Source organism: Streptomyces sp. N35, assembly GCF_016464295.1.
Taxonomy (GTDB): Bacteria; Actinomycetota; Actinomycetes; order Streptomycetales; family Streptomycetaceae; genus Streptomyces.
The window spans coordinates 84,023-93,790 of record NZ_JAEIMH010000032.1 but is presented as its reverse complement, the minus strand read 5'-3'; the positions used below and the strand labels follow the sequence as shown (position 1 = coordinate 93,790).

The window sequence follows — 9,768 nt, the reverse complement described above, 5'->3', positions numbered from 1 at the left end:
TGGGTCTGGAGGCGGGGTAGCTGGGGGTGCGGGCTATGTCGGGTGGCTGGGGTGCGGGCGCCCAGAGTGCGCGGCTGGCCGGGGGTGGTTCCGCGCGGTGGCGGGGGCACGAGTGTGAGCCGGTCGGGCTGCGGCTGTAGCTGCGGGGGGTTTGGGCTTGTGGCTGTGCGGCCGGTGCGGGGGCGTGCGGTTCGGCTGGCTGTTCGGGGCGGCGGAAGACGCGAGGGTGCGCGTTGGCAGGGGCGCGAGTGCCGGCCCCGCGGCCAAGGTCTCGGTCGCTCGTGGTGGTCGGGGGGCGGTGTGGCGGGCTGTTGGTGGTGGTCGGGGGGCTGCGCGACGGGCTGCTGGCGGTGGGCGGAGACCTGCGGGACGGGCCACTCGTCTCGCCCCGGCTCGCTCACCCTCGCGTGGCTCAACGCGTCTCGCGGGCCGCCCTTTCGCTTCGGCTCGCCTGTCCTCGCGTGGCTCAACTCGCCTCGTGGCCCGCCGCCTCTCGCCCCGGCCTGTCAGCCCGCCTGCCTCACGTGGCTGGGCGGCGCCTTGAGCTGGGTCCGCCACCTTCCGGCGTGCCACCCCGGCCCGCCATCCTCGCGTGGCTCAACTCGTCTCGCGGGCTGTCCCTCTCGCTTCGGCTCGCCCGTCCTCGCGTGGCTCAACTCGCCTCGTGGCCCGCCGCCTCTCGTCCCGGCCTGCCACCCCGCCCGCTCCACGTGGCCGGGCGCCTTCAGTTGGGCCCGCCACCTTCCGGCGTGCCATCCCGGCCCGCCATTCTCGCCTGGCTCAACTCGTCTCGTGGGCTGTCCTTCTCGCTCCGGCTCGCCCGTCCTCGCGTGGCTCCACTCGCCTTGCGGCCCGCCGCCTCTCGCCCCGGCCTTGTCAGCCCGCCCGGCCTGCCACCCCGCCCGCCCCACGTGGCCGGGCGCCTTGAGCTGGGCCCGCCCACCTTCCGGCGTGCCACCCCGGCTCGCCCACCTTCCGCCTGGGCCCAGCCTCGGCCCTTCAACCGCACCCCCGCCCCCACACCGGGCCCGCATGGACCCGGCCTCCGCCCCGTCACCTGGCCCCGACCCGCCACCCTCCGCCTCCACCCCTCAACCGCACCCCCGCCCCACACCGCCCCACCCCCGAATCGCAAACGAACGCCCAAGCCTCGGCAGGGATTTCAGCCGCCCCCTTGTCCGGGCCTCATCCCGCAGGCTAACTTTCCCGCATACGTAGATAGAAAGCGCTTGCTATCAAGGGTGCGGCAGGCGGCGGATGCCGCTCCATGTCTGCCCAGGGGCGCCGACCGCAACGTACGGACCATCAACTGACCCGGCGTCGAAGCCGACCGGCGCGCGCCTGCCATACGGAGGGACATCAGTGACACGCAAAACGGTGCGTATCGCCATGAACGGCGTGACGGGGCGCATGGGTTACCGCCAGCACCTGGTCCGCTCGATCCTCGCGCTGCGCGAGCAGGGCGGCCTGGACCTCGGCGACGGCACGGTCCTGTGGCCGGAGCCCGTCCTCGTCGGCCGCCGCGAGCACGCGCTGCGGGCGCTCGCGGAGAAGCACGGTCTGGACCAGGCCGACGTCTCCACCGACGTGGACGCCGTCCTCGCCGACGACAGCATCGACATCTTCTTCGACGCCGCGATGACCTCCACCCGCGAGGGCATCCTCAAGAAGGCCATCGCCGCCGGCAAGCACATCTACACCGAGAAGCCCAGCGCCACCTCTGTGGAGGGCGCCCTCGAACTGGCCCGCCTCGCCAACAGCGCCGGCGTCAAGCACGGCGTCGTCCAGGACAAGATCTTCCTGCCGGGTCTGCTCAAGCTGAAGCGCCTCATCGACGGCGGCTTCTTCGGCCGGATCCTGTCCGTACGCGGCGAGTTCGGCTACTGGGTGTTCGAGGGCGACTGGCAGGAGGCCCAGCGCCCCAGCTGGAACTACCGCGCCGAGGACGGCGGCGGCATCGTCGTCGACATGTTCCCGCACTGGGAGTACGTCCTGCACGAGCTGTTCGGCCGCGTGAAGTCCGTGACCGCGCTGGCCTCGACGCACATCCCGCAGCGCTGGGACGAGCAGTCCAAGCCCTACGACGCCACCGCCGACGACGCCGCGTACGGCATCTTCGAGCTCGAGAGCCCGCAAGGCTCGATCGTCGCCCAGATCAACTCCTCCTGGGCGGTACGCGTCAACCGCGACGAGCTCGTCGAGTTCCAGGTCGACGGCACCGAGGGCTCGGCCGTGGCCGGGCTGCGCAACTGCCGCGCCCAGCACCGCTCGGCCACCCCCAAGCCCGTCTGGAACCCCGACATCCCGGTCACGGAGTCCTTCCGCGACCAGTGGCAGGAAGTGCCGGACAACGGCGACTTCGACAACGGGTTCAAGGTCCAGTGGGAGCTCTTCCTGCGCCACGTGGTCCTGGACGAGCCCTACCACTGGGACCTGCTCGCCGGCGCCCGCGGCGTCCAGCTCGCCGAGCTCGGCCTCAAGTCCTCCTCGGAGGGCCGCCGTTACGACGTGCCCGAGCTGAACCTGTGACCCGCCGCGATCCGACGGAGCCCGCACCATGACGATCCATCTGCCCCGCGCCGGCGGCGGCACCTTCGCCTACACGCCCCGCACCGAACCGCTCACCGTCTCCGGCACGGCGCCGCTGGTCTCGCGCACGGTGTTCTCCGCCGCCCATGTGGTCGCCGACCCGTACGCCGATGTGTCGCCGGACGGACCGGCCGCCGTCGACTGGGACGCGACCCTCGCCTTCCGCCGCCACCTCTGGTCGCACGGCCTTGGAGTCGCCGAGGCCATGGACACCGCGCAGCGCGGCATGGGCCTGGACTGGGCAGGCGCCGCCGAACTGATCCGCCGCTCCGCCGCCGAGGCCAGGGCGGTGGGCGGGCGGATCGCGTGCGGCGTCGGCACCGACCAGCTCACCGGGTCCGCCGGACCGCCGACGCTCGCCGAGGTGACGGCCGCGTACGAGGAACAACTCGCGCTCGTGGAGGGGACGGGCGCGCAGGCGATCCTCATGGCGTCCCGCGCCCTCGCGGCCGTCGCCCGCGGCCCCGAGGACTACCTCACCGTCTACGGCAGCCTGCTCCGCCAGGCCTCCGAGCCCGTGATCCTGCACTGGCTGGGTCCGATGTTCGACCCGGCTCTGGAGGGTTACTGGGGTTCGAGCGACCTCGACGCCGCCACCGAGACCTTCCTCGAGGTGATCGCCGCCCACGCGGACAAGGTGGACGGCATCAAGGTCTCGCTGCTCGACGCGGACCGCGAGGTCGCCCTGCGCCGACGGCTGTCGCGTATTGCCGGAGGCGTCGTGCGCTGCTACACCGGCGACGACTTCAACTACCCCGAACTCATCGCCGGCGACGACCACGGCTTCAGCCACGCCCTGCTCGGCATCTTCGACCCGCTCGGCCCGCTCGCGGCCGAGGCGGTCCGCGTCCTGGACACGGGTGACACCAAGGGCTTCCGCGAACTCCTGGATCCCACTGTTGAGTTGTCGAGGCACTTGTTCCAGACACCCACCCGCTTCTACAAAACCGGAGTCGTCTTCCTCGCCTGGCTCGCCGGCCACCAGTCCCACTTCTCGATGGTGGGCGGACTGCAGTCGGCACGCTCGCTCCCGCACCTGGCGCGCGCCTACCAACTGGCCGACCGGCTCGGCCTGTTCCCGGACCCGGCGCTCGCCGCATCCCGTATGACATCCCTGCTCGACGTGCACGGAGTCGCCCAGTGACCAGCCCCGCGCAGCACACTGCGGACCCCGCGCCCGGCACCCCCCTTTCCGGCCCCCTGCCCGGCCTCTCGCGCTTCAGCATCAATCAGATGACGGTCAAGCAGCTCTCACTGCCCGAACTTGCCAACGCTTGTGGGCATTCGGGAGTTCCCGGCGTCGGGCTCTGGCGCGAACCCGTTCAGGAGTACGGCGTCGAAGCGGCCGCGAAGCTGGTCGAAGAAGCGGGCCTGACCGTCACGACGCTGTGCCGCGGCGGCTTCTTCACCGCGATCGACCCCGCCGAACGCCGCCGCGCCCTCGACGACAACCGCGCCGCGATCGACGAGGCCGCGACCCTCGGCACCGACACCCTCGTCCTCGTCTCGGGCGGACTGCCCGCGGGGGACAAGGACTTGGCCGGCGCCCGTGAACGCATCGCGGACGCCCTCGCCGAACTCGGCCCCTACGCGGCCGCGCACGGCGTACGCCTCGCGATCGAACCGCTGCACCCCATGTACGCGGCCGACCGCTGCGTGGTCTCCACCCTGGGCCAGGCCCTGGACCTCGCCGAACGCTTCCCCGCCGATCAGGTCGGGGTCTGCGTGGACACGTATCACATCTGGTGGGACGACCTCGCGCCCGCGCAGATCGTCCGGGCAGCGGCCGGCGGCCGGCTGCACGCCTTCCAACTGGCCGACTGGACCACCCCGTTGCCCGAGGGTGTCCTCACCGGCCGCGGCCAGCTCGGCGACGGCTCGATCGACCTCGCGCACTGGTGGCGCCTGGTCGACGCGGCGGGCTACACGGGCCCCGTGGAGGTCGAGCTCTTCAACGCGGAGCTGTGGGCGCGAGAGGACGGCGCGGCAGTCCTCCACGAGACGGCGACCCGCTTCTCATCGGTGGCGTCCGAGGTCCTCGGCTAGCGAGAAGGGGACCATTCGTTCAGCGGGAACCGGGACAACCCGGACCTGTGCTGGACACATGGTCCCCTTCTCGACGCGCAGTACGGGCGGCGCGCAGTACGGGCGGCGCGCAGTTCGGGCGGTGCGCAGTTCGGGCGGTGCGGGTTACTTCTTGCCGCCGCCCAGGATGTTGCCCAGGATGTCGCCGAGGTCCAGGCCGCCGCCCTGCTGGGCCGTCGGCGTGGCACCCGGTGCCGCGCCCGGGACCGGGCCGGGGGTGGGGATCGGGCCGGAAGCCTGGGCCGAACCGCCGGACGTCCCCGCCTTCGACGACGCGGCCCGCTTCGTCAGTACGGCGAGCAGGACCGGGATGAGCATCTCGATGGCGCGCGAAACCGTCGGCGCCGGGATACCCGTCTTCTTGGAGACCGCCTGGGCGACCGGCTTGCTCATCTTGCCGATCACGCCGGCCATCATCCCGCCGCTGAGGAGCCCGCCGAGCCCGCCGCCCAGCGTGGAGACACCCTGCAGCGGTGCGGCGCCGGCGGCGTCGCCCACCTCGGCGAAGGCCTGACGTACCTCGTCGACCTCCTCGGGGGCGCCGTGGGCGGCCTTCTCCTGCAGCCCGCCGGAGAGTGTGGAGACCGTCTCGGTGATCAGGTTCTGCGCGCCGGCCTGGTCGGTGCCGAGCAGACCGGCGATCTCGTGCAGCTTGTCGTCGCCGAGCTCGTCGATCACAGCCTTCTCGAGCGGCACATTCGCATCTTCACTCATGCCTGAAACGCTACGACCGCCCCGGTTTGTCGGCACCCGGAAGCAGGCCGGAAGCAGGCCGGAAACAGACCCGAAGCAGGCCGGAGCGGCTCCGAACCACCCCCGAACCACCCCCGAAGCGGAGGCGGAGACTTTCATGAAAATTACTGCCCGCAGCCGTACAACCCTTTCTCGGTGACGCGGGTCGTACTAGGCATCAGGGCTTCCGGAGGGGATCCGGGGGGATTGAGGGAGACCTGTTGGAGGGGGATCCGAGGGGGTTCGGCTGGGGGGCCGGGCCCCCTCAAACATGTGCGGGGCCGGGCCCGAGCGGAGTTTTCCACAGGGCTTCCCGCGCTGTCGGTGCCGCCCGCTAACGTCGCCTCATGACCAGCCGGACCGGCAACAGCACAGGGCTGCCCCAGCCCCGGCTCGCGGTGCTCGAAGGAGTCCTCGAGCGGATCACGTATGCCAATGAGGAGAACGGATACACGGTCGCCCGCGTCGACACCGGACGCGGCGGCGGAGATCTGCTCACCGTCGTCGGCTCGCTGCTCGGCGCCCAGGTGGGGGAGTCGCTGCGGATGGAGGGCCGGTGGGGCTCGCATGCGCAGTACGGCAAGCAGTTCACGGTGGAGAACTACACGACGCTGCTGCCCGCCACGATCCAGGGCATCCGGCGCTATCTGGGATCAGGCCTGGTCAAGGGCATCGGCCCGGTGTTCGCGGACCGCATCACGGAGCACTTCGGCCTGGACACGCTCAGGGTCATCGAGGAGGAGCCCAAGCGGCTCATCGAGGTCCCGGGGCTGGGCCCCAAGCGGACCAAGAAGATCGCGGACGCCTGGGAGGAGCAGAAGGCCATCAAGGAGGTCATGGTCTTCCTGCAGGGTGTCGGCGTCTCGACGTCGATCGCGGTGCGGATCTACAAGAAGTACGCGGATGCCTCGATCTCGGTGGTGAAGAACGAGCCGTACCGCCTCGCCTCGGACGTCTGGGGCATCGGCTTCCTCACGGCGGACCGCATCGCCCAGTCCGTCGGGATTCCGCACGACAGCCCCGAGCGGGTCAAGTCCGGACTGCAGTACGCCCTGTCGCAGTCGACGGACCAAGGGCACTGCTTCCTGCCCGAGGACCTGCTGATCGCCGACGCGGTGAAGCTGCTCCAGGTCGACACCGGCCTGGTGATCGAGTGCCTCGGCGAGCTCGCCGAGGATCCGGAGGGTGTCGTACGGGAGCGGGTGCCCGGGCCGGACGGCGAGCCGGTCACCGGGGTTTTCCTCGTGCCCTTCCACCGGGCCGAGCTCTCCCTCGCGAGCCGGCTCAAACGGCTGCTGAGCACCGGTGACGACCGGCTGCCCGGGTTCCAGGACGTCGACTGGGACAAGGCGCTCGGCTGGCTCAGGACAAGGACCGGGGCCTCGCTCGCACCCGAACAGGAAGAGGCCGTGTGGCTCGCCCTCACCCGTAAGGTCGCGGTGCTCACGGGCGGGCCCGGCTGCGGCAAGTCCTTCACCGTACGGTCGATCGTGGAGCTCGCCCGGGCCAAGAAGGCCAAGGTGGTGCTCGCGGCCCCGACCGGACGTGCCGCCAAGCGCCTCGCCGAGCTCACCGGGGCCGAGGCCTCGACGGTGCACCGCCTCCTGGAGCTCAAGCCCGGCGGCGACGCGGCCTACGACCAGGACCGGCCGCTCGACGCCGATCTGGTCGTGGTGGACGAGGCCTCGATGCTCGACCTGCTCCTGGCCAACAAGCTGGTCAAGGCCGTGCCGCAGGGCGCCCATCTGCTGTTCGTCGGCGATGTCGACCAGCTGCCCAGCGTCGGCGCGGGCGAGGTGCTCAGGGATCTGCTCGCCGAGCGGTCCCCGGTGCCGGCCGTACGGCTCACGAGGATCTTCCGGCAGGCACAGCAGTCCGGTGTCGTCACCAACGCCCACCGGATCAACTCAGGCATCCCGCCCCTCACCCAGGGGCTCAGCGACTTCTTTCTCTTCGTCGAGGAGGAGACCGAGGACGCGGGACGGGTCACCGTGGATGTGGCGGCCCGGCGGATCCCCGCGAAGTTCGGGCTCGATCCGCGCCGTGACGTGCAGGTTCTCGCGCCTATGCACCGCGGCCCGGCCGGCGCGGGCACGCTCAACGGGCTGCTGCAGCAGGCCATCACGCCCGCCCGTCCCGAGCTCGCGGAGAAAAGGTTCGGCGGCCGTACGTTCCGAGTCGGCGACAAGGTCACCCAGATTCGCAACAATTACGAGAAGGGCGCCAACGGGGTGTTCAACGGGACCGTCGGGGTGGTCACCGCGCTCGACCTCGTCGACCAGAAGCTGAAGGTGCTGACCGATGAGGACGAAGAGGTCGATTACGACTTCGACGAACTCGACGAGCTGGCCCATGCCTACGCGATGACCATCCACCGGTCGCAGGGCAGTGAGTACCCCGCTGTGGTGATCCCGATCACCACCGGTGCCTGGATGATGCTCCAACGCAATTTGCTCTACACCGCCGTCACGCGGGCGAAGAGGCTGGTGGTGCTCGTCGGGTCACGCAAAGCGCTTGGCCAGGCGGTACGCACGGTTTCCGCGGGCAGGAGGTGCACGGCCCTGAGTCACCGGCTCGGTGGGATCGGATGAACCACAACGGTGATCGTTGATCGATCATCCCGGTGGCAAACATCACGGAGGGGTTCCGGAACCAGGGTCAAAGGGGCAGGATGAGCAGGCTGACGGCACTGAGTGCCGTCAATAGACCTAATGGTCGACCCCGAGTGCACTGCCCAGGGCCAAATGGGGGATGGTGGACAGCAGTCAGGGCACCTCGAAGAAGAGGCACTACGTCGGTGAGGGATGACGTGAGCGACAACGCGAACAACGCTGTAGTAGTTCAGTACGGCGATGGCGAGTACACCTACCCGGTGATCGACAGCACCGTCGGTGACAAGGGCTTCGATATCGGGAAGCTGCGCGCCCAGACCGGTCTGGTGACCCTGGACAGCGGTTACGGAAACACTGCCGCGTATAAATCGGCGGTCACGTACCTCGACGGTGAGAACGGGATCCTGCGCTACCGGGGCTACCCGATCGAGCAGCTCGCCGAGCGCTCCACCTTCATCGAGGTCGCGTACCTGCTGATCAACGGCGAACTGCCGACCGTGGACGAGCTCGCGACGTTCCGCGACGAGATCACCCGGCACACCCTCCTGCACGAGGACGTCAAGCGGTTCTACGACGGCTTCCCGCGTGACGCCCACCCGATGGCGATGCTGTCCTCGGTGGTCTCCGCGCTGTCGACCTTCTACCAGGACAGCCACAACCCGCACGACGAGAAGCAGCGTCACCTCTCGACGATCCGTCTTCTCGCGAAGCTTCCGACGATCGCCGCGTACGCGTACAAGAAGTCGGTCGGCCACCCGGTGGTCTACCCGCGCAACGACCTCGGTTACGTCGAGAACTTCCTGCGCATGACCTTCTCGGTGCCGGCCGCCGAGTACGACCTGGACCCGGTCGTCGTCGCCGCGCTCGACAAGCTGCTGATCCTGCACGCGGACCACGAGCAGAACTGTTCGACGTCCACGGTCCGTCTGGTCGGCTCGTCGCAGGCGAACATGTTCGCGTCGATCTCCGCCGGCATCAACGCCCTGTGGGGCCCGCTGCACGGCGGCGCCAACCAGTCCGTCCTGGAGATGCTCGAGGGCATCCGCGACTCGGGCAACGACGTCGACACCTTCATCCGCAAGGTGAAGGACAAGGAGGACGGCGTCCGCCTGATGGGCTTCGGCCACCGGGTGTACAAGAACTTCGACCCGCGCGCGAAGATCATCAAGGCCGCCGCGCACGATGTGCTCTCCGCGCTCGGCAAGTCCGACGAGCTGCTCGACATCGCGCTCAAGCTGGAGGAGCACGCGCTGTCCGACGACTACTTCGTCGAGCGCAAGCTCTACCCGAACGTGGACTTCTACACGGGTCTCATCTACCGCGCGATGGGCTTCCCGACCGAGATGTTCACCGTGCTCTTCGCGCTCGGCCGCCTTCCGGGCTGGATCGCCCAGTGGCACGAGATGATCAAGGAGCCGGGATCCCGTATCGGCCGCCCGCGCCAGATCTACACCGGCGTGGTCGAGCGCGACTTCGTGCCGGTCGAGGCCCGTTGATTCCTCCGGCACGCATCTGAACGTCGACCGAGCCGCACCGCACCCGTTCTGTACGGGGGCCGTGCGGCTCAGTCGTTGGTGCGGTGCGACAAGGGACAAGCGCGACAAGGGAGAGCGCAACGAGGGAGAGCGCAACAAGGGAAAAGCGCCCCGCCCCCCCGGCCCCCCCCCGGCCGGCCGGCGGGGCCCCTTCCCTGCCCCCGTGCGGGTTCCCCCCCCCGGGTCCCGCCCGGCGTCCGCCCGGGCCCCGCCGG

The 9,768-nt window shown here is 70.1% G+C and carries 6 protein-coding genes; 5 read left to right on the top strand and 1 reads right to left on the bottom strand.

Annotated features, from left to right (window positions below; translation table 11 throughout):
- The first annotated feature begins 1,362 nt into the window (after positions 1 to 1,362).
- From JAO81_RS19400 to JAO81_RS19390, 3 genes are all read left to right on the top strand, one after another.
- Positions 1,363 to 2,529 carry a Gfo/Idh/MocA family protein gene (locus JAO81_RS19400; RefSeq protein WP_199549137.1) on the top strand — a complete coding sequence of 389 codons (1,167 nt, stop codon included), beginning with the start codon at positions 1,363 to 1,365 and terminating at the stop codon, positions 2,527 to 2,529.
- A gap of 28 nt (positions 2,530 to 2,557) precedes the next feature.
- Positions 2,558 to 3,733, top strand: coding sequence for a dihydrodipicolinate synthase family protein (locus tag JAO81_RS19395; protein ID WP_199549136.1), 1,176 nt, complete (start codon positions 2,558 to 2,560; stop codon positions 3,731 to 3,733).
- 89 nt (positions 3,734 to 3,822) lie between these two features.
- Positions 3,823 to 4,635: a sugar phosphate isomerase/epimerase gene (locus JAO81_RS19390; protein WP_199549135.1), complete on the top strand. Its 813-nt coding sequence runs from the start codon at positions 3,823 to 3,825 to the stop codon at positions 4,633 to 4,635.
- A 144-nt stretch (positions 4,636 to 4,779) separates the two neighbouring features.
- Here JAO81_RS19390 and JAO81_RS19385 read toward each other — a convergent pair whose 3' ends face one another.
- Entirely contained in the window at positions 4,780 to 5,388 is a 609-nt protein-coding gene (locus tag JAO81_RS19385) for a DUF937 domain-containing protein (RefSeq protein WP_199549134.1), read from the bottom strand.
- A gap of 365 nt (positions 5,389 to 5,753) precedes the next feature.
- Here JAO81_RS19385 and JAO81_RS19380 point away from each other — a divergent pair, with 365 nt between their 5' ends.
- Together JAO81_RS19380 and JAO81_RS19375 are read left to right on the top strand one after the other, a co-directional pair.
- On the top strand, positions 5,754 to 7,997 hold the full coding sequence (locus JAO81_RS19380; RefSeq protein WP_199549133.1) for an ATP-dependent RecD-like DNA helicase: 2,244 nt from the start codon (positions 5,754 to 5,756) through the stop codon (positions 7,995 to 7,997).
- Between the two features lie 206 nt (positions 7,998 to 8,203).
- Positions 8,204 to 9,514: a citrate synthase gene (locus JAO81_RS19375; RefSeq protein ID WP_199549132.1), complete on the top strand. Its 1,311-nt coding sequence runs from the start codon at positions 8,204 to 8,206 to the stop codon at positions 9,512 to 9,514.
- Positions 9,515 to 9,768: the final 254 nt, after the last annotated feature.